Source organism: Streptomyces sp. NPDC002520, from assembly GCF_053595235.1.
The window spans coordinates 104,771-131,436 of record NZ_JBSFXG010000026.1; the positions used below are offsets into that span (position 1 = coordinate 104,771).

Consider the following 26,666-nt stretch of genomic DNA (forward strand, 5'->3'; position numbering starts at 1 on the left):
CACCGATATGTGTGTGTCGTTCGAGTAATTGAGCATATGCCCTGTCCGGCGAGATCGGCCGGACAGGGCTCTGGGCTCAGCTCACTTGCACTGGCCGGTGTGCGGCCCGTTCACGGTGTTGCCGGACTGCTGCAGGGTGGGTGAGTTGCCCGCGCAGCGCAGCGGCGCCCCGACCTGGTTGCCCTCGAACTCGGGGACGAGGTCCTCGGGCAGCAGGCCGCTGCCACTGTTGTCGTTGATCGTCACCGGCGCCGACATCGTGTTGGACGAGACCTCAAGCCCGCCGGTGTTGCCTTCAAGGGTCAGCGGGCCCTTGAAGGCGCTGCCCGCACAGTCCGTCCCCTCGCCGTCGCCGAACAGCACGAAGCCGCTGGTACCCCTGAGGGTTACCTGCCCGTCGAGGGTCGAGTGGCAGATGGTGACGGCGAGGGCGCCGTCCGAGGCCACCGGGCCGTTGATCTCCGCGCCCGACACTGCCAGCGCTCCGCGGGGCTTCACCTCCACCGGGCCGTTCTGCGTAGCGCCGGGGGCGATGCACAGCGACTGGCCGGCGGCCACGGTCAGCGGGCCGTCGTGGTCCGTGACGCACGGCCGGCTGAAGCCGACGGTGACGTCGGTGGGCGCGGCCGTGGCACTCGCCGTGAACACCGGGTCGCCGTTGTAGGTGGCGGTGATGGGGCGGTCGCCCGGCTGGAACTTGCTGGTGGTGAAGGTCGCCTGGCCGTTGTCCAGCGCCACGGTCGCCAGCGTGGTCGTCCCGTCCGAGAAGGTGACCGACCCGGTCGGGGTGCCCGCGCCCGGGTTGGCCGAGGCCACCGTGGCCGTCACGCCGACGGCGTGGCCGAACAGCGGGGTGGCTGTGTCCGCGCTGAGCGTGACCGACGTCCCGTACCGGAACGTGACGATCGCCTTGCCGTTGCCGTGGTTGACGCCCTGGAGGAGCGAGACGTCGGTCGCCGACGGATCCGCGTAGCTGCTGCCGCCGCCACCGCCCGCGCCCGGGAAATAGCCCGGGTTGCCGCCGCCGGAGCCGCCGCCACCGCCGTGCCAGCCGCCACCGCCACCGCCACCGCCGGGGCCGCCCCCACCACCGTTGCCGCCGGTGCCGCCGCTGCCGGGGTTGGGATCGCTGGTGATCGGGTCGAGGTCGATGCCCGGGGTGCCGGGGCCGCCGTTCAGGGTGTTGGGGTTGCCGTGACCGGACGCGGTCTGGGTAGCGCCGCCACCGGCCAGGCCGGAGCCCAGCGGGCCGTTGCTCTGGCCACCGTCCTGGCCGACCGGACCGCCGCCGGCGCCGCCCTGCAACATGGGGCCGCCGTTGCCCGCGCCACCGCCGCCGCCGGCCACCAGGACTCGGTCGGAGCCGCCGAAGGCGCCGAGCCGCACGTCCGAGCCGCCGCCGCCCGCACCGCCGCCGCCGTGCGCGCCGCCACCGCCGCGCCCGTGGCCGGTGCCGCCGGGACGGGCAAACTCGCCGTGCCGGGACGAACCGGGGATGCCGGCCGCGCCGGTGGTGAGCTGGAGGGTCTGGCCCGGGGTCACCGGAAGAGTCGCGCGGGTCTCGCCGCCGAGACCGCCGGGCGCGCCGGAGATCGCCGGGTGCGGGGCGATGTAGCCCGCCGCGCTGCCGCCCTCGCCGCCGAACAGGTCGACGTCGACCGCGGTCACGCCGTCCGGGACGGTGAAGGTGTCCGTGCCCACGGAGTTGTAGGTGCACGTGGGCTGCGGGGAGGTGGTGAAGACTCCGCTGGTACCGCAGGGCTCGGCCACGCTCGCCGCTCCGGCGGCCGCGCTGAGGGGCACGATCGTGGCGGCGACGAGGCCGGTGGTGCCGGCCACCGACATCATCCTGGATCTGAATATGGTCCGACGGGACGTCGGGCTGCTGTCGCTCATGAGTGCTGACACTTTTCTCCGGCCCTGTGGGCAGCTGAGATAGGGGAACGAGTGCTCCGCAGGCGGGCCGGGCCCACCCCCGGAGCGGGATCAACCGGTGGATCAGACGCCGTCGTCGGCGCAGAGCGCCCAGACGTCCGAGTAGGTGTTGGCGGAGCCGGCTCCGCCGGTGTGGGTGTAGGCGGTCCAGTACGCGGCCGACGTGGTCCCGTCGCTGACCGGATTGCCGCTGTTGTCGCTGGGGAAGCTGCCGTTGAGGTGGTCGCCGCCCGAGCCCGGCGCGGTGAAGTCGGTGGTCGTGACGCTGCCGCCGCTGATGGCCGCGCCGCCGCTGACCAGGTTGCCGTCGGTGCCGCAGCCCACGGTCACGGTCTGACCCGCGGTCGCCGAGGTCGGGCCGCTCACCTCGCTGTGGTGGACCTTCACGGTGACGCCACTGACGTTGATGCCATTGCCACTGCAGATCGCGTACGCGTACGTGGTGTTGGTGGTGCCGCCACCGCCGCCGTTGTAGCCGACCGCCGTCCAGGAGTCAGGGTTGGTCTCTCCGTCGGCCGCGGCCTTCAGGCCGTAGTCGTGCGCGGAGTCGTTGAAGGTGGGGAAGCTCGCGATCGGCTTGAGGCTGCCGACGTCGGCCGGGGTGGTCCGGGCGCCGCCGCCGAGCAGGACGGTGTTGGCCGGACAGGTCGCCCTGACCGCGAGGGGCGTCGACGCGGCGGTCGGCCCGGCGGCCTTGTTCATGACTGTCTGGGTGTGGTCGATCAGGTTGCTGGTGAAGCACACCGCGTACGGGGTGGTGGAGAACGAGCTGTTCACCGCGCCGCCGCTGCCGCCGATGCCGAGCCAGTGGGTGTTGTCGGTGCCCACCACACCGGTCGAGCCGGTGTACTCGGTGGAGCCGTCGGAGCTGGGCTCGGTGCCGTTCACGTGGTTGCCGTTGGACGACGTACCGGTGCCGATGGCCTGGTCCATGCCGCCACCGGAGACGAGACCGCTGCTGCAGTCCGCGTGGGTGGAGATCTCGGAGAAGGTGGTGGCGGGGCCGAGGGTGGCACCAGGGGTCTTCACGGTCACGCTCACGGTGTTCGCGTACGCGGCACCGGGCACAGCCAGGGCCAGCAGGGCGCCCATCACCATCGCCTTGCCTGCCGCCGGGCGCGGCAGGAATCTGGTCTTCATCGGACCCTTCCTCTCTGATTGCAGCGCTGCGCACGGGGCAGGGCAGCGCGGGGAATTGCCGTGCAGGAGAAGAACCGACCGCTTCGGGGAGAGCGGCCGCCACGGGTCCGGGGGCGGCTGGGGAGCCTTCGACGGCGGGAGACCGGACCCGTAGGAGCCGGCACTGAACGTGGCTCGCAGAAGCGGACAGTAACAGTCCGCCAGAACCGCAGCTACAGGCGAATCACACAAGATCAGATGGCAGATGCTACATACAATGGCCATTCGACCTCGAACCTGCGGGACCTTCCCCTGCACCGCTGCGACGGGGCGGCCACCGCTGCCAGAACGCCGATCCGGCGCCCACCCGCCGCGTGGAGCGTCCCCGGGCCCGTCAACACCGCGGACTCCGTCGTGAACTCGCACGCTCACCCTCTGGCCGTCCCTAGCACGTCGGGACAAGTAGGACTCTCGTTGGAGACTCGGCGTGCATGGGGACTGTCCAGATGCCATCGGCTTGTCGCAGGTGCGCCGCCGCTGGGGTGCGACGGCATGTCGGCCGGACGTGAGCGTGGGAAGCAGTACTCGATGAGGCTGCCGCTGTAGCGGCCGTCGGCCCGGACCAACTCCAGTCGGTGGTGCGCGTCGCTTGTGCGAGCCGGCAACACCGTCGCGGCGGGACGGTCGACGATGTCCGCAGTGGTGGCCATCTCCGCAGGCAGAAGGCCGAGCGCGTTGACCGCGACGTGCTGCTTGAGCCCGTTGATCAGCTTGCCACCGTCGAAGCCCGTCCGTCGGACCCGACGGCGGCGTCCACCGTGACCGACTGGGAGTCGATCACGCCCGTGCCCGACTCGGCGTCCCGGCCCGACCGGGGGCCGTAGCGCACAACTGCGGCAGCAGGGCCTCTGGACAGTTCGTTCGGTGTAGGCATCTTCTGAGCTACCAAGAGGCTCTGTTCCCATGCCGGTCCCATGCCGGGCGCCTACCGCGATCACCCGATGGAGACTCTCGTTCGACGGGCACCGTTCAAGATCGGAAACACAACAGCTACTGAGCTTGACCCTGTCCGGGATCTTGGGGTTGTCGAGGTCAGCTGCCGAGGGTTCGCCAGGACTTCGACCGGGGAATCCCCTGCTGGTCCAGGAAGCTCTGAAAGGCGGTCGCGGTGCGGGGCATTCCCCGGTCGGTAGCAGGCTGCTGAGTCGTTCGATGTTCACGGCGATGGCCGTGAGCACGTGTTGCAGGTGGACTTTCGGCTGTCCTCGGTAGCGGCAGCGGCGCATGCCGTGTCCGTGGGCGAACTGGTTGATGGTGCCCTCCACTCCGGAGCGGACTGCGTAGCGGGCCTTCCAGTCGGGCGTCTGCTGCTCGGTGCGGACACGGACTTGCAGGTGCCACGATCAGGGGTGCCGCGGTGGGCGAAGAGGTCTGGCAGGGGCCGTGCCAGCCCTTGCTGACCTGGCCCCGGGGGCAGGTGACCTGCCGACGGTCGAAGTCGATTGGGAAATCGTCCCCGTCGGAGCCTTCGTTCCTGCGATGCTGGCGGGTGGGGTTGCCCGGCAGCGGCCCGCTGAGGGTGACCTGGTGTTCTCGGACGGCTCGTTCCAAGTGGACCAGAGAGGTGTAGCCGCCGTCGACCAGGGTGTCCTCGACGAACTCGTACATGGCGAGGGAACGCAGGAGCGTGCGGATCGGGCCGTGCTGCGACTCCGGGTCGCGGAGTGCCGCCTCGCGTTCGGCGAGATCGACGCGGCGATCGGCGCGATCGAGGAAGCCGGACGCGTGGCTGCCGGGCTACCCGAGCGGCTGGCCGTGGGCGTGGAGGAAGTACGCCGTGAAGTCGATCTCGACGTCACCGAAAGGCTTGCTGATCCCCGCGCCGCCCAGGGGTGATCGGCCTCCTCGCCCGATCCGGCTTCACGGCCGGAACGACCTCAGAACGCCCAGACGTTGCAACTCGACGATGTGCTCCGCCGCGCGCTTCGGCGCCTCGCCACCGGTCACCAGCACTCCCGCCTCGATGTTGCGGTGAGCCGCGGACTCGGTCAGGTTGGCGCTGCCCAGGAACAGCGTACGGCGGTCGGCAACCGCGAGCTTGGCGTGCTGGCGCGAGTGAGGGTGGTCGGCCGAGCCTCGGGCCCAGTGCCAAAGGGTCAGCCCGGGGACGGACGCGAACGCCTCGGCCGGCTCCCGGCCCTGGAGCAGGCCCCTCGCGCCGGTCAGCGTCTCGACCACGACGTGAAGGGTCACGCCTCGCTCTGCGGCTGACGTGAGAGCCCGGGTCAGGGCCGGGTACGGGCGGGCCGCGTAGGTCATGGCCAGCAGTTCGTCACGGGCATCGTCGATGACGTCGACGAGTACCTGGGCAGTCGCCCGCACCGGTACCGCGGGCGTCGAGGGGCCGGTCCAGACGGTGCGGACCCGCACCCTGTCCCGGGCGTTCAGCATGGCCGCGGCATAGCCGCGCACGTAGGCGGCTGCCTCGGTGAGCGGGACCGCATCCCGCTCCATGGCGTCGTACAGCGCCGTGACGGCGGCCTCGGCCCCTGGGGCGGTCAGCTCGGTCAGGGCCCGCTCCTTGCCGGCTCGCCGTGCCAGCAGGCCGGCGAGTTCCTTGCTCCGGGGCAGGCCCAGGGCCGCGACGGCAGCCTCCGCCGCGGCCTCGAACGCGCGCCGGCTCACGAAAGCAGACTGGCCGGTGTGAGTATCTGCTCCCGGTCCGCGGACAGGGGAACGAGGAAGCGGCGGTCGAGGAACCGGTTGGCGCGCTCGCAGGTGGTCTCGGAGACGAAAAGACAGACGTGGCAGGCCGCTCCGTGCAGGTAGTCGCCCGGGTCGTGGGGCAGGCGGTCGGAGCACAGCGGGTCGGCGGAACAGTGACCGGCGTCGGCCAGGGCGCGGCGGACGATGCGGGAGAACTCGCGCTCCTCCGCGAGGGACACCAGGCCGCCGAGGGTGCCCTCGGAGTCGGGTACCGCCGTGTAGATCAGGATCCCCGTCCGCGGGTTGTGTTCGTCGCCGGCGTAGATCCGCTCGGCCAGCGAGGCCGAGCTGTAGCCGCACTCCAGGGCGATGGTGCGGATCAGCAGGTGCGAAAGGGTGTGCAGGGCGATGTAGCGAGCGCCGGGCCAGCCGTGGAAGGGGTCGAAGTCGCTCGTCTTCCGGTCGGACTTGCGGTTGGTGCGGAACCGGCCGTAAGCCTCCTTGTGGGCCTCCATCTGCGGTGACTTCTCCATGCGCGTCACCCAGTCCGCCATGAGGTCGTCCCGCACGCGCAGGAAGACGCCCTCGCCGCGGACCTCGCTGGCCGGTACCCAGTTCTGGGTGCCCCGGGACAGGTCCACGCGGGTAGCGATCTCCGGCGACTCGGGATCAGGGGCGTCGAGGCGGCTGAAGCCGATCAGCGCACGGGCCTCACGCAGCCGCTCGACCTGCCGGACGTCCGAGAAGAGTTCGTCCAGCGGCGCGGGTACGGTGACCGGTCGCAGAGCGAAGTCGTCACTGGGCGGGGGCACCGGGCCGGAGAGGGCGTCCCATTCGGGGCGGAAGAGGTCGGCCTGCACGTCGGGGGCGGAAGGGGCCGGCCCGCCGACTCCCTTCTTGCGGGCGGCGATCGCGGCGAAGACGGCGTCCGCGTCGAACTCCTTGAGGAAGCCGAACTGGGGCAGACGCGCCATGAAGGTGAGCTCAGCGCGGTCCTCCACCTTCTCCAGTTCCGGCCAGTGGTCCTCGAGCAGCTTGTCGATGTCGCCGCCTTGCCCCTTGGGCAGGGCGAGCGCGCTGAGGGTGAGCGGGAACCACTGGTTGGAGGCGCCCGCCACCATCAGGACCGAGTCACGGTCGCAGCCGTTCGGTTCATAGCTAGCGAGGTGCGGGTGGCGACCGCGGCACTGGGGCAGGTGACGGCGCCCGCGTTCGCCCATCGCCTCGCGGATGTTGCGCTTCGCGCCGCAGGCGACGCATTCGATGGTGACGTTGGCGGCCTGGTTTCCGCCGTGGTCCTTCATACGCAGCTTGGGCCGCGGGATCTTTCCGCACGCCTGCCCGTGGTGGACGTACGCGGTGTAAGGGAACTCGTCGAGATGGCCGGCGGTGCAGACGAGGGTGAAGCGGGCGGCCACGGCGAGCGGCTTCTTGCCCCGCTTGCAGTCGTGGACGAACTTGGCCTCGTGCGGTGTGCGCGGATTGCCGTTGTGGAAGGCGAACTCGTCAGAGTCGATGGCGGCCAGGATGTTGCAGGCGGTGCAGCGCAGCCACTGCGGAAACGGTGCGACGGGCACTCCGACTCCCTGAGCCGCCCAGCCCCTCGGGTCGGTGTCGCCGCCCTCGAGCCAGGGGGCCGCTCGCAACTGCTCGATCTGCCCGCGCCCGTAGCGCTGGAGCGAGCGGTTGACGGCGGCGCGCAGCCGGGGTTCGTCGATGTCGTAGTCGGTGATGCCCGTGTAGCTCCAGGCGTCGAGTCCCCTGACGAGAACGGAGAAGTTGGGCAGGTCGACGAGGGAGCCGACACCAGCGGTGAACATGAGATGGCTGGGGCGGACGGCCCCGACCCTGCGGTTGGTCCTGGTGGTCATCGCTGTGCCCTCCTGGGCGTGTCCGCAGTGGTGGGTCCGTATTCGTCGCTGTCCACGGTGTCCGTCGCATCTCGGTCGGCCCGGGTGTCCACCGCCCCGAAGTTCCAGTCCGGGCCACCTCCCGAGGGATCGTCGAGGAAGGCTTCGCCCCCGGGCAGCAGGAGGTTGATCTCGTTCTCCGTCTCGCGCATCGACATGCCGACGGTCAGGTCGGTCCACCGGGAGCCGTCCGCCCGTCGCAGCAGCCCGTTCACGACGGTGGTCTTGTGCTTTTCCTTGCGGTAGCCGAGGGCCGAGCTGTTCTCGTCCCGCTTGCGGCGCCACTCGTCCTTCAGCCGGTCCAGCCGCTCGCTCAGATACTGACGGGCTCGTTCGGTCCCCACCCGTTCGGCGCGTTCCAGCAGCCGGCGCTCGACGTCCCTGGCGAGAGGGCCGTCGAGATCCACGTGGTGGGCGTCCAGGTTGCGCGAGGTGTCGTAGGCCGCCTGGCGCAGCGCAGCGACGTAGGTGGCGGCGACGCCCCGGTCCAGGGCGCGGCGGGTGAAGGGGGTGACGGAGAGGGCTTCGACCTGGCGGTAGAACGTGGCGTGGTAGTGCTCGAAGTCCTCGTAGTGGGCGAGGTCCCGGGGACGTGACCAGTTGTAGAGGGTCACGACGAGGCCGGGGCGCGAGGCGTCACGGCCGACGCGCGAGGACGCCTGGATGTACTCGGCGGTGTTCTTGGGCTGGCCGACGACGAGCATCAGGCCGAACCGGGAGACGTCCACGCCCACTTGCAGCATGGAGGTGGCGAGGACGACGTCCACCGCCTGCCGGGCGAGCGGCGTCATGGCGGCGCGGGGTTCCCGCTTCTCCTTCGCGGCGACGGCGTACTCGCGCAGGAAGGCACGGCGCCGCTCCGACGTGTCGCGTTCGGGGTCGAACTCGACCTCCAGGCGCTTGAGGGCGGCGCCGATGTCGGAGGAGGAGATGCGGGAGGTCAGTTCCTGGATGCCGAGCATGCCGGTGCGGCTGACGATGCGGTCAGCGAGGGTGTCCTCGCCCCTGCGGCTGCCGTTGGAGCGGACACGGGTCGTGATGTCGTCGTCCATGTACCGTCGCATGCCCGCGAGTTCACGGGTCGCGTTGAAATAGCCGACCAGGGTCAGGTACGGGTCCGCCGGTGTGCCGTAGTCGTCGAAGAGTTGCTGCCCGGCCAGCAGCAGGATCTCGGCGACCCTGATCTCGGCGGCCTTGAGGCGAGTGCCGTGTGCGCACACGCCCAGGTAGCGCCGACCGGGGTTCTGGCGGCTCAGCTCGACCTGCCGGGAGAAGAAGGTGTCTTTGACGTCGAGGACCTGCGGCGGGAAGATCGCGACCTTGCGCCCGAAGACGCCCAGCACCTGGTCCGCGGCGCGCTTGGTGGTCGCCGTCGAGGCGACGATCTTGGGGCCGGTCTCGTGGCGGTGGCCTTGGGCGTCGGTGACGCTCCAGGTGCACAGCTGGTCGACGGCGGATTCGAAGAGACCGACGGTCGTACCGAGGGCACCGGAGATCAGGTGCAGCTCGTCCTGGATGATCAGGTCCGGGGGCCGCAGGCGGGTCACGGGCTGAGCGGTGACGCCGGGCAGGTCTCCCCTGGCGTTGTGGCGGCTGCCGCAGCCGGTCTTGGCGTCGAGGTCGTCGTGCCGGTAGCCGTGCCGCGGACACAGCTCGGTGACCCTGCCGAACAGCAGGCCGGCATAGCCGTTCCAGGGCAGTTGGGCGAACTTGTCCACGGTGGCGATCAGCAGGGACGGCGCCAGCCGGTAGATCTCCTCGTCGACCGTGAGCACCGGGATGCCCTCGCCGGGCGACTCGCGCCGGGAGAAGGGACAGCGGTCCTCGCCCTCACCTCGCGGGCAGTACAGCAGGACGCGGCGCCGCCCTTCGTCGTACTCCATGTGGGAGCGGGCCGTCAGCCCGGTTCCGCACCACGGGCACGTGAGGACCTGAAGGACGCGGGCGTGCTTGTCGCTCGCGTTCTCCCGGGCCTCGGCGATCTGTTCCTTTGCCTCGTCGAACCAGTTGGGCGAGACGGAGGTTCCCACCCACAGCCCGATCCGGAACGGTGTGGCCCCCCAGCGGACGTCCCGTGCGAACTCCTCGCGGCGCAGTACTTCGCAGGCGCTGACGAGCGCCGCGGCTCGCTGGAACTGCTGGGCGGTGAGCAGACGCAGGGTGTAGCGCATGAGGACGCCGACGCCCGCTTCGCCGCTGCGCGCCTCCGTCCCCGTGCCGACCGTGCCCTGGAGGCGTCGCAGCGCGAACGTGTAGGCGGCGAGACCGAGATAGGCCTCGGTCTTGCCGCCACCGGTCGGGAAGAACAGCAGGTCGACGAGTGCCTCGCGGCCCGTGCCACGGTGGGGGTGTCCGAGCCGGCTCAGGGAGTCGAGGTTCAACAGCACGAAGGCCAGCTGGAAGGGGCGCCAGCTGGCGGCCTCCTTCCCCTTGGCGTGGACCTTGTCGTACGCCTCCTGATAGGAGGCTCGGTCGTCCTCGCGTCCGGCGCGGGCCGCGGCGATCGCGGTGTTGCGACGCTGGAGCGCCATGGCCCGGTTGGCGAACCGGAAGGCCTCCAACGCGGTGTCGTCGGCCACGAGTTTGTCGATGCCGAGGGTGATGCGGTCGCAGACGTCCAGTGCCTGGTCGATGGCGACGTCGGCCGATGCGCGCAGGTCGTCAGGGAGTGTGCGGGCCTCTTTGCGCTGCTGTTCGAGCCAGGATCCGTAGCCGTCGGCAAGCGGGGCGAGGGCGGCGCTCAGTTCGGTCCGGCGGGCGGGCACCGCGAGGGCCGCGAGCTCGTCCATGCCGAGTTCGAGTCCGCGGAGCAGGTCCTGATCCGCCAGTACCGGCGCGGTGGTGGCCCGGACGTCGTACTCCGGCAGCCACGTGGTCGTGAGGCGGTGCGCGTTGCGTTCGCCGTCGCGCACGTGGGCGTGTACGGCGACATTACGGCCCTTGGCGTGGCTGAGGCTGTCCCGGTAGAGGAGCCGGAGCTTGCGTTCCTCCGCGTCTTCGGCGCCGTTGCCCCGATTGGCCGGGTCGAGCGGGTCGTCGACCGGAAGGAAGACGGCGGCCTGGTCGTCCGGAAAGGCGGTGACGTCGATCTCCGTCTGGAAGAGCCAGTGGGCGTCGCGTGCCTCGCTGCTGTCCTGCTGCCGGTTCACCAGGGCCAGTTCGACGACGCGCAGATCCTCGGCTCCGGCCCGACCGGCGTGCCTTCGCACCTGCACGTCGAGGACGACCGCTCCCCCGTCGAGCTCGACGGTCCTGTCCGCCGCACCCGTCACATCAATGTCCACCGGGTGCTCGACGGGCTCACGCGACCAGACCCTGCGGGTGGTGCCACGGTCCGTCGCCTCCTCCGACTGCGTGTAGCGACCCCACCGGACGGTGATGCTGAGCGTGCCGACGGAGGCGGGCACCGTGAAGGACATCCCCATGGACGACGCCCAGATGTGGCCGGCGGCCTGCGGGGTCAACCGGTCCTGCACCTCGGTGTCGTCGCCCTCCTGTTCGTCGCCGGACTCTGTGTCCGCGCTCTGGGCGGCCGCGAGCGCGATCCCGTCGGAGGTGACGGTCCGGGGCCGCGGACCGAGCATGCCCACGAGGTACCGGTCCCGCGGGCCGGAGGAGGCACTCGGCAGGGTTTCGGTCTCGCCATCCCAGGGGCCGAGCAGATCACGGCGGATGTAGGTCACCAATCCGTCCCGAACCTCATAGGAGTCCCCTGCGCGAAACGTCTGGGGCACCTCGTCGAGGGGATGCGGGACAGCGGCCTGAGCAGGCTGGGCCGACATGCGGTGGGTCCTTTCGGACGGATCCGAGGAAGCACGAGCGGAGACCGAACGTGCGGCAGCACATGAACAATAGATCGTTGACTCAGTTCACACAATAAGTATCCGAGGTCTCGTCGCTTCACCCGGCCGGAGTCTCTAGGGTGGTTCCGACCGCACCCATCCGTCACCGAGGACGCCCATGCCCCGACTCGCTCTCTCCGACGAATTCGTCGCGGATCTCATCTCGTTGCAGAGACCGGTCCAGAAAGAAGTCAACGACGCCATCCAGATGTTCCGGAGCTTGACCGTCCCTCAACTCCACGCGAGCAAGGGCATGCATCTGGAGAAGCTCGAGCGGGCACGCGACCCCCGGATCCGCACCATTCGCATCACCAAGTCCTACCGCGGTGTGCTCCTGGCCCCCGACGACGGAAGCGAGTTGTTCACGCTCCTGCGGGTCGCCCCGCACGACGAGGCGATCAACTGGGCCTGCAAGCGCGCTTATTCGGTCAACGGTGCCACCGGCGGCCTGGAGGTGCGCAACGTCGAGGCTCTCGAGCAGATGGAGACCTACTTCGAGACGAAGGCGGACAACACCCCCACCCGTCTCTTCGCGGGGCACTCCGACACCGTTCTGCGGGACCTCGGCATCGACACCCAGGTGCTGCGGCTGGCCCGGGTCTGTGTCACGGTCGAGGACCTGAACGTCATGGCGCCGCCCATGATGCCCGCCGACCAGTACGAGGTCCTGGAGTTCCTGGCGGCCGGCTGCTCCGCCGAGGACGTCTGGGAGCAGCTCATCGCTCCGCGGGGGCAGACGGTGCGCACGGCGGAGAACCGTCCGGCGGTCACACTCACGGAGGCGGTCCTCAACACGACCGACCGCATCGTGGAGGTGACGGGTCCCGGCGAACTGGAACGCATCCTCACCGAGGACTTCACCCGCTGGCGGATCTTCCTCCACCCCGCCCAACGCCGCTACGCCTACCACCCCGGCTTCAACGGGCCCGCCCAGGTCACCGGCGGTCCCGGCACCGGCAAGACGGTGGTCGCCCTGCACCGCGTACGGCACCTGCTGCGCACGGGCCGTGAAGGGGACCGCATCCTGCTGACCACCTTCACCAACGCCATGGCAGCCGCACTCCGGGACAGCCTCGCGCTGCTGCTCGGCGACACGGACGCCCATCTGCTGGAGCGCGTCGACGTCACGACGGTGGACGCGCTCGCCGCGCGCGTCATACGCGAGGCGAAGGGCAGTTCCCCGAAGCCCCTTTCCACTGCGGCCGAGAAGAGCGCCTGGACCCGTGCCATCGCTCGCGAGGAAACGCCCTGGACGGAACAGTTCCTGTCCCAGGAGTTCCGCAACGTCGTCCTGGCACAGGGACTGCGCACGCCCGAGGAGTACCTGCGCTGTGTACGGCGGGGACGCGGCACGCAGGTCGGGAGGGTGCAACGAGCCCGGCTGTGGCGGGTGATGGAGCGGTTCACGCAGGACCTCACCTCGCGCGACTCGGCGACGTACACGCAGCTCTGCGACCAGGCGGCGCGCATCCTCGCCGAGAGCGCACCGCGCTACCGCCATGTCGTCGTGGACGAGGCGCAGGATCTGCATCCGGCCCAGTGGCGCGTGCTGCGCGCCTGCGCAGCCGCCCAGGCCGATGACATGTTCCTGGTCGGCGACCCTCATCAGCGTATCTACGACTCCCGTGTCTCCCTGCGCTCGTTGGGCATCAACGTCCGGGGACGCACGTCCCGGCTCCGCCTCAACTACCGCAGCACGGAGGAGATCCTGCGCTGGTCCGCGTCCCTGCTCGACGGTCAGCCGGTGGGCCGGCTCGGCGAGGACGACGACGATGACGGCGGCCAAGACTCCCTGGGCGGTTACCGATCCCAGCTGCACGGCCGCATTCCGACGGCACGCGGACACGGCAGTCAGGACGACGAGTTGAGGGCGCTGGCCGAGCAGGTCCGCATCTGGATCGAGCAGGACGGGGTCAAGCCGTCCGAGGTCGCGGTGTGCGCCAGGTTCAACACCATGGTCGACGCGGTCATCGCGCGGCTGCGGCGGGAACGCATCCCCGCGGTGGCGGTCAAGGACAATCCCGGGCCCGACGTGTCCGGAGTGCGCGTCGCCACCATGCACGCGATGAAGGGGCTGGAGTTCCGGTGCGTGGCGGTGGTGGGCGTGACGTCCAGTGTCCTGCCGTTCGCACCGCAGGTGACGCCTGCCGAGGTCGATGCCGTCCAGCACCAGTCGGATCTGCTGGCCGAGCACTGTCTGCTGTTCGTGGCGTGCACGCGGGCCCGCGACGCGCTGGCGGTCTCTTGGAGCGGGGATCGCAGCCGCATGCTGGACCCCGTCGCGGGGTGAGCCAGGCGGGCCTGGGTGCCCCAGACCCTGGAGCAGGGTCCGGAGCACCCAGGCCCGCCGTCGCCGGAGACTCTCTCCGGCTCCGTCTCCGTCTGCGTTCCGTCCCGCCGTCAGACCCTGATCTCCCGGACGACGACCGCATGGCTCTTGCCCTGGGAGACGTCGTACGAGATCTGACGCCCCACCGGCTGCCACATCAACGCGTGCCCCAACGGCGACGACGGGGAGATGAACTCCGCCTCTTCGGTGGACAGTTCAGCGACCGTGTACACGGTGTCGTAGTCGACCCGCCCGTCGAACTCCAGCACCAGCAGGGCGCCCGGGAAGATCACCTCCGGCACCGGCACGTCCCGCCCGGCGGAGACGGCATCCACGAACGTCCGCAGGAAACCGAGGCGCTTCGTACGACGATCACGCTGATCGGCCAGGGTTTTTCTGAGGAAGACCAGATTCGCGGCGTCCACCCCGCCGGGCATCTCATCCGGTGTTTCCACCGCGACCTGCAACTCCTGCATCTCGCGGAGCAGCCGGTGAAAAGCGGCGGCGGGAATCTCCCGAACCGGAAGAGAGCTGTGTGCGCCGGGACCGGACAGCGGGTGCACTCGGGGCGGTTGTGGCTCAACGGACCGGGGCGCGGGGGCGGACACCGGGGCGGACCTCCGCGTGGAGACCTGGGCCGACGCGGAGTCCCCGCGTGGGGGCTGCGCGGTCGCCCGAGCGTCGGCAGGCGCGGAACCGGGCGTACTGGGCCGCTCCGGCGTGTCACCGTGGGCCGGTGATTCGGCGGTGGCCCCGGCGGTGTCGTCCCGCTTCGTGACCTCGCGGCCCTGCTCCCGCGTCGTCCGACCCTGCTCCTCCGGCAATTCCCCGGTCGGCGATTCCTCGGTCGGCGACTGAGCCGCCGAAACGGCCTGCCGCGGCGGTTCCTGCTCTTCGGGCAGCGGCTCGATACCCAGCCGCTCCAGTTCGGTCCAGAGCGGCGCCAGCGCCTGCTCGCGGTCGAGGTGGAAGCGGCTGCCACGGATCCGGACGAAGGTCCAGTCGACACGTTCCAGGTCCCGCTGCCGGGCGGCCGCGGTGGACGCGTCCTCGCCGTCGGCGAAGGCGTCACCGTCACAGGCGACCGCGAGTCTGCGGGTACCGCCCTCGACGACCAGGTCGAGGGTGTGGCGGCCCACCCGGTAGCCGGGTCGCACGCGGTAACGGCGGGCCGTCAGCTCCAGGTACACCTGCTGCTGGAACAGACTGTCGAACGACTCGTGGCGGACATCGGGCCGTACCTCGCCCTCGACCGCGACGGTGTCCTCCTCCGCGGGCCGGGTGAGGTGATCGAGCCACCGCCGACGCAGGTCGTTCTCGTGGAACTGCTCCGGGCGGGCGCTGTGGAACACCCACAGCTGGTCCTGGGCGCGGGAGGCGGCCACGTTGAGCCGCTGCTCGTAGGTCTTGCCGTTGAAGCCGCCCGGCACGGTCCCGGCGGCGGTGGTGGCCGAGTTGACGCAGGACACGAACATGACGTGCCGCTCGTCGCCCTGGAAGTCCTCCGCGTCGCCGATCCGGATGCGCCGCTCCTCGCGCTGCTCGTAGGCGAGGCGTTCGGCGAGTTGGTTCTCCAGTTCGGTCAGGTGCCCCTTGGTGCCGCGGAGGCTGATGACGCCCATGGTCCTGCCGTCGTAGGCGGGGTCGGCGCAGCAGCGCACGATCGCGTCCACCAGAGCCTCGGCCTCGGCGGTGTTGACGAGCCGGTCGTTGGCGCCGACGGCTTCGCCGTCCTCGACGTGCATGGTCCGCACCGGAGGAAGCCGGTCGGCACCGTACTGGCGCAGCGGTTGGAGCCGGTGGTTGTAGCAGAGCTCGTTGGAGAAGGAGATGATCTCCGGCATGCACCGGAAGTGCTCCTTGAGCATGAGCGTGCCGCGGCCGGCGGAGAGCGCTTCGGTGAGGTCGAAGAAGCTGGAGTCGGGACCGAAGAGGCTGCGGACGTCGGGCTCGAGCGCGGTGAGCAGCCGGTCCCGCAGGTGGAAGTACTCGTCCTGCTTGAGGCCGACGTTCGAGGGGCTGACCTGCTTGCTGTCGCCGACGACCACCATCCGGTCGGCGAGCCAGCTCAGCAGCATGGCCTCCAGGCCGGACTGGCTGGCCTCGTCGACGATGACGACGTCGAACAGGCCAGGCCGGTCCATGGGCACGGTCTCCGCCACCTGGTGCAGCGGCATGATCCAGGCCGGCACCGCCGTCTGCGCCTTGCGCAGTGCGGCCTGGGCGTCGCGCCGGTAGCGGTGCTGGTACTTGCCGCTGATGCGGCGGGCGGCCTGCTGGTACGCGCTGAGGGCACGGGACTGGTCGCCGGTGAGCAGCCCGAGGCAGCGGTGCCAGGCTCGGGCGGCGGCGAGCCTGGCGAGCATGATGCGCGCCTCGTCGTCGGCCTCCGTCAGGCGGCGGCGCAGCACTCGCTCGGCCTCCGGGTCGGTCAGCCGCTCCATCCGCTCGCGCCACGCCGACCAGGCCCAGGCCTCGGCGAGCATGGGCAGCCGGGCGTCCCAAGCGGTGTCTTCCGGGGTGCCGGTGATGCGCTCGGCGAGCGAGGGGAACGTCTCTCGCACCCGGGTGAGCGCGGCGTGCTGCTCGGCCCGGAGCCGGGCGGCCTCACGCACTTCGGCGATTTCGTCACTGAACTCCCGGTAGCCCTCAGGGTTCTGGGCGCGGACGACGTCGAATGCGCGGGCGACGACAGGTGCCGCACCGGGCCGCTCGCTCCAGGAGCGCAGCAGTTCCTCGGTGTCAGCGATCACCTTGCGCGACTGCTCGGCGGCACGCAGCGTTGTCGCCGCGCGCAGCAGTGCGCGCACGGCGTTCTCGACCGACGTGTCGTGCCAGGTGGCGACGGCGAGTTCGGGCGACGTGGCGGCAGAGGTGAGCACGTCGGTGCGGGCGGCGGCGAGGGCGAGCAGAGCCTCGATCGCCTCGGCGTCCTGCCGCAGGCGAGCCAGTCGCGGCCCGTGCCCCTGCCAGGCGCCGGCGGGAGTGCCCCACTCGGCCTCCACCTGTGCCAGGCGAAGCTCGAGTTGGACGCGGGCGACGACGACCGCCGCGGTCGCGGCGTCCTCGGGAGTCCGCCCGTCGACCCGCACGGCCTGTACGAACCCTCCGACGGCCTTGGCCAGTTTCGAGCGGGTGCCGAGCGGTCCACGCAGCTTCTGCCCCTGGGCGAGTCCGTCGTGCAGGGTGGTGGCCTGAGCGAGCGCGGTGGCCGGATCGTACTGCTCCAGACCGCTGACCATCGCGGTACCGAGCGTGGCGAGCGAGGCGTCGACCGCCGCGAGGACGTCGGTGACGGCGGCCTGACGGCTGCGGGTCTGCCAGTCCTGGCCTGCGGTCACCTCGCTCAGGAGCGCCCCGGCCCACTCACCGCAGGCGGCCGCGAGGGACGCGGCGCGGGCCCGCGCCGCGGAGAACGCGTCGAGAGCCGTCGTCAGCCGCTGCTGTTCGGTTTCGCTCAGGCCACGCACGGCCGTGTCGTACTGCCGGCTCAGCGGGTCCTGCCGTACGGCCTCGTGCGCCGTCTCGGCCGAACGCACCACGTTCACGGCGTCCTCGAAGTCACCGGGGCCGGGCAGTTCGGAGGGTCCGGGCACCTCGGCCGCCAGGGCGCGGTGGTGTGGAGTGAAGGTACGCGTGGCGTGCAGCAGCCTCAGCACGTCGTCGGCGCTCAGAGAGGGCTGTTCCTGAGGAACTTGCCCGAGCCAGTCGTGGCGCTTGCCCTCGGCGGTGAGGCGCTCGGCGATCTCCTGGAGACTGCCGGCGTAGTCACCGATCTCCGCCTCGAAGCGGTGGGTCTCCTGCTCGCGCAGGAGGGCGAGGTCGCGCAGCATGGCCTGCTGGGCCGACCGGGCGGAGGCGAGCCGCGCCTGGAGCGTACGGATCTCCTTCTGCGACGCCTTGGGATCGTAACCGGCGTACTCACCGAGGATCTTCTGTACGGACGCTTCGAGCTCCCGCTGGGCGGCCGCACCGTCCTCGGTACGGCTCACGCACAGGTCGCGGATGCTCTCGGGCAGCTTGTCCCTCAGCACACGCAGGGCGCGTGGAGTGTGGCTGGTGATGAGAACCCGCTTGCCCTGGGCGAGCAGGTCCGTGACCAGGTTCGCGATGGTGTGCGTCTTCCCGGTGCCGGGCGGGCCCTGCACCACGACGAGCCGGTTGGCGCGCAGGCGTTCGGCGATGGTGCGCTGCTCCTCGTTGGCGGGCAGCGCGAAGTACATCTCGCCGGTGCCGGTCTCCGTCCCGTCGTCCTCGGCCGCCGCGAGGTCGGCCGCGGTCAGCGCCCCGTCACGGCCGGCGATGTAACCGAGCAGTTCGGTGGGCGGTGTACCGGTGTCGACCTGACGGGCGATGGCCTTGAGGGCGTCAAGTGTGGACCTTCGGTTGCGCTCGCGCAGGACGAGCGCCGGTGTGAGTCCCACTTGGGGCACGTCGAGCGTGCGCGGCCGCGCGCGTTCCACGGCCGGCGAGTAACTCCCGGCGCTGTGCGCCGCGTTGACCCAGCTGCGCAGGGCGGTGTGTACGGCGTCGAGGTGTGCGGGGTCGGTGACGTCGGACGCCTCTTCGAGCACCTCGACGATCCGTTCCCGCACCGGACCCGGGACGTGCTGCGCTCCTTCCAGCATCCCCTCTTCCAGTTCCAGGCCCACGCCGGTCGGGTCGGGGGCAGCGGTGAGGGTGCCGGAGGCCGGGTCGAGCTGGATGGTCGCCCGATGAGTGACCAGGTGACGCTCCACGCGCTGACCACCGGCCGTCTGCCAGGTGAGCCGGCCGAGCCCCAGCACGAGTTCGTAGGCCTCGCCGAGGTTGGCGGCGTCCTCGTGCATCTTGTGCAGCCGGTCGTAGAGCCTGACGACGGGGTCGATGGCACGACGCCGCGCGGCCCAGGCCAGCCAGTCCTGCTCCCAGGCGGCGTAGAGCTTCTCGATCTTCTCCCGCTTCGGATGGTCGTCGAGATCGTGGTACGTCTTCTCGAGCGGGATTCCCCGGGACCAGTCCGGGAACGCGGGTTCGATCCGCCGACGCAGATGCGGGGCGCGAGTCTGCTTGAAGTCGCGGATACGGGTCTCGTCGACCCACGGCGCGAGCAGCGCTTTGGGGTGCGGGACCTCCTCGCGGTCGGGGCGGCGCAGCGTCAGCCAGGCCGGTTCATCGGCGCCGAGGGGCCCGTCGAGCATCACCGCGACCTCGGGAGCATCGGGCAGTTCTTCGAACCACACGGTTCCGGCGGCGCCGTCGAGCGTGCGGACGGGCCGCGCCTTCGACTCCTCCGCCTCTGCGAGGAACCGGAAGATCTGGCGAACGCGGGTCGCGTCGAGCTCGTCGGCGGACATCTCCTGGGGCCGGGCGGGAGTGGTGGGCGTCTCCGGTCCTGCGGGCCGCGCCACAGCGGGATTGCTCGCGCGGTCCGGACCCAGGGGCTGCGCCGGTATGGAACCGAGTACGCCAGTGTCGGTGAACAGGGACGGCTGCTGCTCCCCGAACAACGCCGCCTGGTCCGGGAGCGCGCCTGATCGCGTCGTCCGCACGGCCGTTGTCCGGGGCTCGGCCGGCGCGGACACAGCGGCGCTCGTCGTCGTGAAGACGATGCTCCCGCGCCCGTGCGAGCTCGGGAACCTCACTTCGATGTCCAGCTCACCGGCGGTGTCGGCCGGAATGCTGTAGGCCCAGGTCGCCGATGCCCGGCGCCCCTTGAGCAGGGTGCCTGCGAGTTCCTCGTCGAGCAGTTCGGTCCTGTGGTCCCGTATCTGACGCCCCGTCTTGCCGTACGGGCCGCCGCGTACCAGCAGGGAGATGCCGTCGAGGTCGACGGGTCCGTTGGTGCCGTTACTCAGGAACAGGCTGCATCGGACGAGATCGTCACCCTGCCGGTATCCATAGGACCCCTCCGGGTCGACCAGCTCGTACGGCACCACGTTGTCGACGCGAACGTGCAGCCCGTCGTCGTAGTGATAGACGGAACCGACCAGCTGTACACCGTCGCCGAGGCCATTCCCACCCTGGCTCACGCGCCACCCCCATGCATCTCAGGGCCACTCGGGTGGCCGCCTGGTGTCAATCCGCCGCTCCGGCCAACCCGAGCGCACGACGCACTCCCATCACGTCGACTCGAGTGTGAACTGAGCACACGCACCGGAGAGTATCAGCAACACCTCAAGAGACATGACAGAACGAGACATCGCCGCCATGAACTGCCACCGATTCAGGCTCTGCTCAGCAGCGGCAAACGCCCCATAACTAGGTGTCGTTGACTGAGTTCACGGTAGATTGAGCGACCGTCGTCACCTGCGGCCTCCGCCAGGCCGCACCCGTCCGGCAGGGAAAGGAAGCGCATGCGCGCGCAGGAGATCACCTTCCTCAAACTCGTCCAGGGGGACAAGCAGTTCCAGGTGCCCCTCTACCAACGGACGTACAGCTGGGGCAGGGAGCACAGCGACGCGATCTGCGAGGTGCTCGACTGGTTCGTGGGTGTGGCGGCGCTCGATCTGGCACAGCGGGACTGAGGGGCCTGCCTGAGCGAGGCATAGGGGCCATGACCGAGGTTGACCCTCGACCTTGTCGAGGGCTCAGAGTTCCGGTGTGGAGAACGAGATGCGCAGCATTGGGGAGATGGCCCGCGACGGCGGACTGAGCGTGAGCGCGCTCCGGTTCTACGACCGGGCAGGCGTGCTGGTCCCCGCCTGGGTGGATCCGGTCAGCGGCTACCGCTGGTACGCACCCGAGCAGCTCGACGAGGCTCGGGTGCTGGCCACGCTGCGTCGGGCCGCAATGCCCCTCGCGGACATCAGACTGGTGCTGGCCGGCTGGTCCGGCACGGACCCGGACCTGGTGCGCACGCTGCTCGAAGCGCACCTGCGCCGTCTCGCATCAGGGCTGTCCGATGCCCGCACCGAGTTCTCCACGCTCCGAGCCCTACTCGATCACAGGGAGAACCCCATGACCTCGCTCCGCACGGCCACCGTCCAGCTGTCCGTCCCCGCGCCCGAGCTGGCCGCCGCGTTGGACGCGGTCCGCTTCGCCGCCAGTACGGACCCCGAGCTGCCGATGCTCGGCGGTGTCCTGTTCGACGTGGAGAAGGACTCGCTCCGCGTCGTCGCCACCGACCGGTACCGGATGGCTGTCGCGCACTCGCCCACCGTCGGGTACGGCGGGCCCCGTGTTCAGGTCGTCCTGCCCGCCCCGCTCGCGGACGCGATGCGGGCACTGCTGAACGGCGAGAGCCGCGTACACCTCGGTGTGGACGGCGACCGCGTGACACTGGAGGCCGGCGACCGGCAGGCGGCCGGCCAGTGCCTCGCGTACGACTTCCCCGACTACCGCCGTCTCGTCCCCCTCCCGTCCGGGCGACGGGCACTCATCGACGTGCGGGACTTCCGGCACGCGCTCGAGACCGGTCCCGTCCGCCCGAGCGAGGTGCGCGAACAGGACGGTGTGTCCTACGACCTCAGTGTGCTCAGGATGGCGGACGACGGCACCGTGACCCTCTGCGAGGACGGTGACGACGGCCAGGACCGTGTCGCCGTCAACCGCGAGTTCCTGCTGGACGCGCTCGGCGCCGGGGCCCGGGATCAGCTGATCCTGGAGTTCGGCGCCCCCACGGCACCGGTCGCGATCCGCCGGGCCGACGACGAGGACGCGTTCTCGCTGCTCATGCCGGTGCGTCTGGAGGACTGACTCGGCCGCTTCGACGACAGCCGGTACCTGACCCACGCGATCCTCGGTGTCTCGGTGTCTCGGGGGCGCGGGAGCGGATTCAGCGATCCCGCCGCGCCCACCATTCCAGCAGAGCCACTCTGGCCGTCTCGAAATCCATGGGGCCCTGCTCGATGTGAAGCTGCCGCATGTGCTCGTACGCTCTTCCCAGCTCGGCGCCGGGACGGATTCCGAGAATCTCCATGATCTGGTGGCCGTTGAGGTCCGGGCGGGCGGACTGCCGCTCGTCCTCGACCGCGAGTCGCTCGATGCGCTCCTCCAGGGAGTCGTAGGCGCGTGCGAGCGCTGTCGCCTTCCGCTGGTTCCGTGTCGTGCAGTCGGCGCGGGTGAGCTTGTGCAGCCGGTCGATCAGCGGGCCCGCGTCGCGCACGTAGCGACGGACGGCCGGGTCGGTCCACTTCTCCTCGACGTATCCGTGGAACCGGAGATGCAGCTCCACCAACCGGGCGACGTCCTCGATCAGTTGATTCGTAAACATCAGGGTACGCAGGCGCCGCCGGGCCATCTTGGCGCCCACCACCTCATGATGGTGAAAGGAGACGCGGCCGTCCCGGCCGATCCGGCGGGTACGTGGCGTGCCTATGTCGTGCAGCAGCGCCGCCAGGCGCAGTGTCAGGTCGGGCCCGTCCGTTTCGAGAGCGATGGCCTGGTCCAGGACCGTCAGCGTGTGCTCGTAGATGTCCTTGTGACGGTGATGCTCGGCGCTTTCGAACCGCAGGGCGGGCAGTTCCGGAAGAACGTGTTCGGCGAGTCCCGTGTCGACGAACAGCCGCAGACCGGGACCGGGCCGAGCTGCGAGCATGGTGCCGGCGAACTCCTCCCGCACCTGCTCAGCGGGGATCGCGGAGATCCGCGCAGCCATCGCGCTCATCGCGGCCCTCAGCTCCGGTACCGGTTCGAAGCCGAGCTGGGCGGCGTGGCGAACCACTCGAAGCATCAGCAACGGATCCGCGGAGATCGACGCCGTAGGTGTGCGCGGCGTGCGCAGCACGCCCCGCTCCAGGTCCCGCAGACCGCCGAAGGGGTCTGTCAGAGTCACGCGTGAGAGTCCGAGGGCCATGGCGTCGACCGTGAAGTCACGGCGCCGGAGGTAGGCCTTCAGCGCTTGTTCGCGTGCTCCGAGCGGCGACTGCGAGACGTCGCCGCCTCGCGCCGCCGACACCGGGCACGCGCTGATCCGCATGGTGTAGCTGTCGCCACCCACGTTCTTGCTGAGACTCACGCCTCTGAATCTGCCCTCCCGGTACTCCCGGACGTCCTCCGACCAGCGGCGAATGATCTGCCGCACCTGTGGCACGTCGGCGTCCGTGGCGAACTCGAGTTCCCGCCCGACGCGCCCCGACAGCGCGTTCCGCGCGGAGGCACCGACCAGCACGAGGCTCGACCCCGCGGTGGTGAAGCGGCGGAGGAGATCGTCGACGACCGGCGGGAGTCCTGCCCGTGCTGCCTTCAGACGCGGATCGACCGGTTCGTCGGGCACGGCGGCAGCCGGCTCGTGCGAGGGGGAAGCGGCGGCCCGTGACGGCTCTCCCGGCGTTGCCGGGAGTTTCGCGCTCCTGAAACGCAGGATCTCACCATCCGGGGCCAGTTCGAGCGACGGCGTCACAAGCCCTGCGTCACTGAGGCGGCAGCGGTCGAGAGACGTCCACTCGACCTTGTGATCAGGTGACTGCGTACCGATCAACACGGTGCGTGTGCCGTCGCGCGTCTCGCACCGGAAGCGCAGTGCGTAACCGGCAGCCTGCACCTCGTACAGCGCGAGCTCGCTCTCCGGCCCGTACGTGCGCATCGTCGAGCGCCCGCCGGGCGGGGCTTCGAGTCTCCGTCCGTCGTCCTTCCACTCGGAGAAGGAGCGGCGGGCCATCTGTACGTGTAGAAGGCGGCGCTTCCCCTTCGCACCGAATCGGATCTCGACCGAGTCGCTGCGGGCACGCATCTGCTGGACGTACGTGGCCCTGACTTTCGGCTGCCCTTGTCTGCGAAGCCAGTTGACGAGCGCTTCTCCGATGTACAGGTGGTCTGCGCTGCTCTCCCCCACGGCGGTACGACCGCACCGTACAGGCGGGCGGTGGGCGAAGTGGGACTTCCTGTCACCGCAGGCGCGCAGAGTCAGCACCTTGCCGCACCCGCCCAGCAGGACACCACAGCTGAAGGCATCGGCGCCGTGGATCTTCCTCAGACGCTCGGCGGCTTCCTTGTCATAGGGAAGGATGACAGGCCGATGCCCGTCGGATCCGCCCAGAACGGCGGTCTGTACCTTGCGGGTGTCTTCGTCCGTCTCGGCCCATGCCATCTGAGCGCGCCCCCTCATGTGTCACGCGAAGGCCACCAGAGGGCCACACGCTCCTGGTGTGGGAGCGTCCACGCCAGGACAGTATTACCTCCATGCACTTAGTTCACAAGAGTTGACTCCGCTACTGGCACGTCCGCCCAGACGATCTTCGTCCAGGGATCGTGACGGACGCAGCCCCAGCGCTCCGTATACGCCTCGACGAGGAGCAGCCCACGGCCCGACGCGGCGTCGGCAGGCGGCGCCGGGTCGGCAGCGGGGTGACGTGGAAGGCGATCCGGGCGGGTGTCCGTCACCTCGATGCGAACGGTGGGCGCGGGCAGGAGAAGGAGCGTCAGCCGGAAGTCCCGGCCGGGAAGGCTGCCGTGAGTGATCGCGTTGGCCGCCAGCTCCGCCGTGACGAGGGCGACGGCACGCGCGGTGTGGGAGTCGTGCGGGAGACCGGTCCACTCGGTGAACTGCTGGACGGCGAGTTGGCGTGCCAGCCGGGCGCCCCGTCTGGTGCTGCTGAAGCGCAGGCTCAACTGGCGGGCGGGGGTACCGGACTCGTGGGTGATCTGGTGTTGCGTCACGGTGCCAGCGTGGACGGGCGGGGACGCAGGTGGCCAGGTACTCCGGCCGTACGCCGCCCTGGTCGTACGGGGTGGGTAGTGCGTGCTCGCCTTGGTTGTACTGGTCCTGTACGGGCGTTGTACGGGTCCGGGGCCGTGTCCCGGGCGTTCGGGTCGACGTTGGACATTACCCCCCAATGGTGTGCGCGCGGGGGCACTCCGGGACGGAAGGGCGTGAGGGCGGTGCGGGACACGCAGAACGGTCGTGCGGTCAGGACGAAGGAGGAGGGCGGCGACCTGCCGGGGGCGTGGTCGTCCTACGGCAGGCTGCTCCAGCATCTGCGTAAGCAGGCCGGGCTGACCCAACAGGAACTCGGGGACGCCATCGGCTACTCGGTGGAACAGGTCGCCTCGGTCGAGCAGGGTCGGCGTCCGGCCAAGGCGGTGTTCACGACGGCGGCGGAACGGGTGCTGGATGCGGGCGGAGTCCTGGAGGTGTTGCAGGACGAGGTGGACCGGGCAAAGCTGCCGCGGTTCTTCCGAAGCTTCGCGCTGCTCGAGGCGGAGGCGGTGAGTCGGTGCTCCTACGATCCGCTGTTGGTGCCGGGGTTGTTGCAGACGGAGGCATACGCGCGAACCCTGTTCGCCGGGCACTGCCCGCCGCTGAGCGAGGAGACCGTCGACCAGCACACGGATGCACGGCTGAGCCGCCAGAAGCTGCTGACGCGGGTGCCGATGGCGGAGCTGTCGTTCATCGTGAGTGAGGAGGCGTTGCAGAACCCGGTGTGCGATGGGGACGTCATGCGGGCACAGTGGCAGCGCTTGCTGGAGGTAGGTGCGCAGCGGAACGTCGAGGTGCAGGTCATGCCCGCCTCGCCGGGGTTCCACTCGGGCCTGAACGGGCCGTTCGTCGTGCTGGAAACAAACGAACATCGACAGCTTGGTTACGTGGAATCCCAGGAAGTCGGGTGCGTCGTCCGTGATCCGGCGGAGGTCAGCTCCTTCGGGCTGCGGTATGGCAAGCTGCGATCGCAGGCTTTGAACGCCATCGAGTCTGCGCGGCTCATCGAACGGCTGGCGGGGAGGACATGAGCGTGGAGCAGGTATCCGAGAACGTGGACGAGCTGCATTGGTTCAAGAGCAGCTACAGCGGCTCGGGCGGCGGCGACTGCGTGGAGGTCGCTATGACGCCCGAGTGTGTGCGGGTCCGGGACTCGAAGGACACCGGGCGACCGGGCCTGCGGGTCGCCGACACGAGCTGGACGGAGTTCGTGGCGTACGCATGTGACTGAGCGCGCGAACGCCACACCGGGGCGGCCGGCCTCCCCTCTCGACGGAGGGGTAGCCGGCCGCTTGGGTACGGGGCGCGCCCAGCCCGTCAGAACAAGTGCCCGCTGGTCACGCCGTCCTGGAGCTTCTTGATCGCCGCAGCGGAGGGCCTGGGCATGCCGGGGTGCTTCTTCGGCTTCTTATGTTTGCCGAGGTAGACCTCGTCGGCGTACGCCTGATGGTTCAACTGGCGCAGCCGGTCGATGATCTCGGTCCGAGCGAGCAGGCCGATGGTGTAGCGCGGCCCTTGATCCGTGTCGTGGAAGCCGTGCTCCAGCGGAAACGGCTCGTGGGTCGGGTCGGCGGGCGCCGTCTGCCCCGACTCGTCCAACAGATCATGCCAGCCGTACGCCTCCACGGTCGCCTTGTCAATCTCCTCGTGGATGGCGCGAAGTTCGGTGATCGCGGAGCCCTGGCAGGCGGCGTCGTGGAACAGGTTGTAGGTCGCGGTGAGGCCCATGTTCCGGGCCCTCATGAGGTCGCTGCGGTAAGTGTGCAGGCGGGTTCCGGCGGCCCGGAGGCGGTCGGTCAGTGGGGGTCGGACCAGGGTTTCGAAGACGTCGGTTGGACTGTAGTTAATCCGGGTTTCCAGCGTCGATGTTCTATCAATGGTCCACCAGTAGTGCGGGGCGCTGCTGAGGGAGGCGAAGAGGGCTGGGTCGTCGGAGGCGAAAACACCCAGCTTATGCGCAAAGACGGGGCCCGTTGACACCATCACCGGCATGACAACCTTGCTCACGAGGGTGATCACGATGCACCGCTCCAACCCCTCAAGAAGCCCGTAGAGTTCCGGCCGACTGCGCTCGTACAGCCACCATTGTTCGCGAGCCGACTTGCTGAACTTAGAGCGTGCGCGGATAGGCGGGTGTGAGGGGCTGGATGCAGGTGCAGGCACGGGCCTGCGCGATCATGTGAGTTCCTACGCTCCGTGACCGTGGA

The 26,666-nt window shown here is 70.0% G+C and carries 16 protein-coding genes; 6 read left to right on the plus strand and 10 right to left on the minus strand.

What is annotated here, in order from left to right; translation table 11 throughout:
- Window positions 1-81 precede the first annotated feature (81 nt).
- From ACWD5D_RS30395 to ACWD5D_RS30405, 3 genes are all read right to left on the minus strand, one after another.
- On the minus strand, window positions 82-1,839 hold the full coding sequence (locus ACWD5D_RS30395) for an Ig-like domain-containing protein (RefSeq protein ID WP_451375965.1): 1,758 nt from the start codon (window positions 1,837-1,839) through the stop codon (window positions 82-84).
- Between the two features lie 159 nt (window positions 1,840-1,998).
- The gene (locus ACWD5D_RS30400; RefSeq protein ID WP_451375966.1) at window positions 1,999-3,075 is read right to left on the minus strand and encodes a hypothetical protein; all 1,077 of its coding nucleotides are present in this window, start codon (window positions 3,073-3,075) and stop codon (window positions 1,999-2,001) included.
- Between the two features lie 407 nt (window positions 3,076-3,482).
- Window positions 3,483-4,448, minus strand: coding sequence for a transposase (locus ACWD5D_RS30405; RefSeq protein ID WP_451375985.1), 966 nt, complete (start codon window positions 4,446-4,448; stop codon window positions 3,483-3,485).
- A gap of 49 nt (window positions 4,449-4,497) precedes the next feature.
- On the opposite strand from ACWD5D_RS30405, the gene ACWD5D_RS30410 reads away from it, so the two are divergent.
- A complete protein-coding gene (locus ACWD5D_RS30410) occupies window positions 4,498-4,950 on the plus strand; it encodes a hypothetical protein (protein WP_451375967.1) in 453 nt (150 codons plus the stop codon).
- A gap of 24 nt (window positions 4,951-4,974) precedes the next feature.
- On the opposite strand, the gene drmC is transcribed toward ACWD5D_RS30410, so the two are convergent.
- The 3 genes from drmC to drmA are packed head-to-tail and all read right to left on the minus strand — an operon-like array spanning window position 4,975 to window position 11,452.
- Complete coding sequence (gene drmC / locus ACWD5D_RS30415) at window positions 4,975-5,739, minus strand: DISARM system phospholipase D-like protein DrmC (RefSeq protein WP_451375968.1); 765 nt, start codon at window positions 5,737-5,739, stop codon at window positions 4,975-4,977.
- The gene (gene drmB, locus ACWD5D_RS30420) at window positions 5,736-7,631 is read right to left on the minus strand and encodes a DrmB family protein (protein ID WP_451375969.1); all 1,896 of its coding nucleotides are present in this window, start codon (window positions 7,629-7,631) and stop codon (window positions 5,736-5,738) included. The genes drmC and drmB overlap by 4 nt, the downstream gene beginning before the upstream one ends.
- Window positions 7,628-11,452: a DISARM system helicase DrmA gene (drmA, locus tag ACWD5D_RS30425; RefSeq protein ID WP_451375970.1), complete on the minus strand. Its 3,825-nt coding sequence runs from the start codon at window positions 11,450-11,452 to the stop codon at window positions 7,628-7,630. The genes drmB and drmA overlap by 4 nt, the downstream gene beginning before the upstream one ends.
- Before the next feature lie 178 nt (window positions 11,453-11,630).
- Between drmA and ACWD5D_RS30430 the strand changes: the two genes are divergently transcribed.
- Window positions 11,631-13,802: a UvrD-helicase domain-containing protein gene (locus tag ACWD5D_RS30430; protein WP_451375971.1), complete on the plus strand. Its 2,172-nt coding sequence runs from the start codon at window positions 11,631-11,633 to the stop codon at window positions 13,800-13,802.
- 110 nt (window positions 13,803-13,912) lie between these two features.
- Here ACWD5D_RS30430 and ACWD5D_RS30435 read toward each other — a convergent pair whose 3' ends face one another.
- Window positions 13,913-19,852, minus strand: coding sequence for an AAA domain-containing protein (locus tag ACWD5D_RS30435; RefSeq protein ID WP_451375972.1), 5,940 nt, complete (start codon window positions 19,850-19,852; stop codon window positions 13,913-13,915).
- Window positions 19,853-20,176: 324 nt separating this feature from the next.
- Here ACWD5D_RS30435 and ACWD5D_RS30440 point away from each other — a divergent pair, with 324 nt between their 5' ends.
- Together ACWD5D_RS30440 and ACWD5D_RS30445 are read left to right on the plus strand one after the other, a co-directional pair.
- The gene (locus ACWD5D_RS30440) at window positions 20,177-20,347 is read left to right on the plus strand and encodes a hypothetical protein (RefSeq protein ID WP_451375986.1); all 171 of its coding nucleotides are present in this window, start codon (window positions 20,177-20,179) and stop codon (window positions 20,345-20,347) included.
- Window positions 20,348-20,435: 88 nt separating this feature from the next.
- Complete coding sequence (locus ACWD5D_RS30445; protein WP_451375973.1) at window positions 20,436-21,518, plus strand: DNA polymerase III subunit beta family protein; 1,083 nt, start codon at window positions 20,436-20,438, stop codon at window positions 21,516-21,518.
- Between the two features lie 79 nt (window positions 21,519-21,597).
- Here ACWD5D_RS30445 and ACWD5D_RS30450 read toward each other — a convergent pair whose 3' ends face one another.
- A complete protein-coding gene (locus ACWD5D_RS30450) occupies window positions 21,598-23,850 on the minus strand; it encodes a CCA tRNA nucleotidyltransferase (protein WP_451375974.1) in 2,253 nt (750 codons plus the stop codon).
- A 98-nt stretch (window positions 23,851-23,948) separates the two neighbouring features.
- Window positions 23,949-24,419: an ATP-binding protein gene (locus ACWD5D_RS30455; RefSeq protein ID WP_451375975.1), complete on the minus strand. Its 471-nt coding sequence runs from the start codon at window positions 24,417-24,419 to the stop codon at window positions 23,949-23,951.
- Between the two features lie 222 nt (window positions 24,420-24,641).
- Between ACWD5D_RS30455 and ACWD5D_RS30460 the strand changes: the two genes are divergently transcribed.
- The gene (locus ACWD5D_RS30460) at window positions 24,642-25,490 is read left to right on the plus strand and encodes a helix-turn-helix domain-containing protein (RefSeq protein ID WP_451375976.1); all 849 of its coding nucleotides are present in this window, start codon (window positions 24,642-24,644) and stop codon (window positions 25,488-25,490) included.
- Window positions 25,487-25,690 carry a DUF397 domain-containing protein gene (locus ACWD5D_RS30465; RefSeq protein ID WP_451375977.1) on the plus strand — a complete coding sequence of 68 codons (204 nt, stop codon included), beginning with the start codon at window positions 25,487-25,489 and terminating at the stop codon, window positions 25,688-25,690. Before ACWD5D_RS30460 ends, ACWD5D_RS30465 begins: the two co-directional genes overlap by 4 nt.
- 86 nt (window positions 25,691-25,776) lie before the next feature.
- Here ACWD5D_RS30465 and ACWD5D_RS30470 read toward each other — a convergent pair whose 3' ends face one another.
- Window positions 25,777-26,478, minus strand: a complete 702-nt coding sequence (locus ACWD5D_RS30470; protein WP_451375978.1) for a hypothetical protein — start codon at window positions 26,476-26,478, stop codon at window positions 25,777-25,779.
- Window positions 26,479-26,666 lie beyond the last annotated feature (188 nt).